Genomic DNA, 1652 nt, shown 5'->3' with positions numbered 1-1652 from the left:
CGCACCGGGCGGGCGGTCATGCAGCCCTGCAGGAAGGCCGGCCAGCGGAAGAACCGGGTCCCCGGAATGATCAACATTTCCGAACGTCCCCCCGAAGTTCAGGACCGGGCCGTGCCCGGGCATTGGGAATCTCAATGCTGTTGTCAAGCAGCCTGGACGCAAATGGTGGGGGCCGTCTCGCTCACGGTATTCGGTGTGGTCGCGGAGCATGGCCCAGATGACGTTGATGCGGCGTCGGGCGAGTGCGATGAGCGCCTGTTTGTGGGACTTTCCCTCGTCGCGTTTCCGGTCGTAGTAGGTTCTGGAGGCGGGGCTGTTTTTCAGGCTTGAGAGCGCGGCGAGGTAACAGGTTCGGAGGAGTCTGCGGTTGAAGCGGCGCGGCCGGTGCAAGTTTCCGCTGATCCGTCCCGAATCACGTGGGACCGGAGCCAGGCCGGCGACGCTGGCGAGCCGGTCTACAGAGTCGAATCCGTCCAGGTTGCCGCCGATGTTCGCGAGAAAGGTTGCGGCGAGTACGGGTCCGAATCCTGGCATACTCAGCAAAACATCGGCGCTGTCGTGCTGCCCGAAGAGATCCGTGATCTGGGCATCAACATCGGCGATCTCTACATCGGTTGCGTGGATCTGCTCGGCCAGCCGGACCACGAGGGCCGAGCCCATGGACTGGGCTCGCAGGACGGTGGACTGGGCATTCGCGGCGGCTACGGCTTTTTCAGCCATCTTGGCGCTATTCCGACAGCCGCGTTTCCTGAGCCATCCGGCGAGTCGGGCCAGTCCCATCCGGCGGATACCCTCAGGGGTCTGGTAGCCGCTCAGAAGGGTCAGAGGAGCCTTCTTGGAGTAGTCGAAGGCCCGCTCGAGTGCGGGGAAGTATTCCAACAAGGTGGCCCGGAGCCGGTTGATCGCCCGGACACGGTCACAGACCAAATCGGTGCGGCGGGCAGTGAGCATCCGCAGGTCCACACTGATCTGGTCCGCACTGCGAACGGGTTGCAGGTCGGTGCGCATGCGTGCCTGATCCGCGATGATCCTGGCATCTTTCGCGTCGGTCTTTCCATCCCCACGATACGTCGCTGCGGCGTGATGCACGATCCGCCCAGGGATATAGAGCAGGTGCTGAGCGTGTGCTGCCAGCAGCTCTATCAGGAGCGCTGCGCCGCCGGCGTTTAGATCCGTAGCCCAGCAGATCTCACCACCGGCCGCGCTCTCCGCGACCGCGGCGATGAGCTCGAGCAGCGCGGTTTCGTCATTCTCAACCCGTCTCGACAGCAGCACCGTCCCGGACTGATCGATCACAACGCAATGATGGGCGCTCTTGCCCGAGTCGATTCCTGCCCACACGTCCGGCATGTCTTTCGGTCCCTTCGATCAGCTCCAATTTGTTGGTCCCTGTCGATAACCACGCCGGCACGTCCTTACCCAACGATCAATGTCGTAAGTCTCAATCAGCGGTCGAGTCATCGGCGGGCAGCGGGCGGCCATTCCCAGTGAGCCGTCCAAGCGGCAGGGAGATCTGGGCCATACCCGCCACCCGAGGGTGATCCAAACACTACGACAGCTCCGAAATCACCCACAACAAAATCGTAAGGAGGGCGATCTCATCATCGGCAAAGGGAATCAGTCCGCGATTGGAACGCTGGTCGAGCGGACCA

Annotated in this window: 2 pseudogenes; one reads left to right on the top strand and one right to left on the bottom strand. The window is 62.7% G+C overall.

Features of this window, described 5'->3' with window-relative positions:
* Window positions 1-129: pseudogene (locus QK287_RS18360) on the top strand (IS30 family transposase); the annotation flags it as partial.
* Between the two features lie 48 nt (window positions 130-177).
* Here QK287_RS18360 and QK287_RS18355 read toward each other — a convergent pair.
* Window positions 178-1350: pseudogene (locus QK287_RS18355) on the bottom strand (IS110 family transposase); the annotation flags it as partial.
* Window positions 1351-1652 lie beyond the last annotated feature (302 nt).

Origin of the sequence: Arthrobacter sp. AL05 (assembly GCF_029960715.1) — a bacterium.
Lineage (GTDB): Bacteria > Actinomycetota > Actinomycetes > Actinomycetales > Micrococcaceae > Arthrobacter.
The sequence above is the reverse complement of the archived record's forward strand: the minus strand, read 5'-3'. Positions and strand labels throughout refer to the sequence as shown.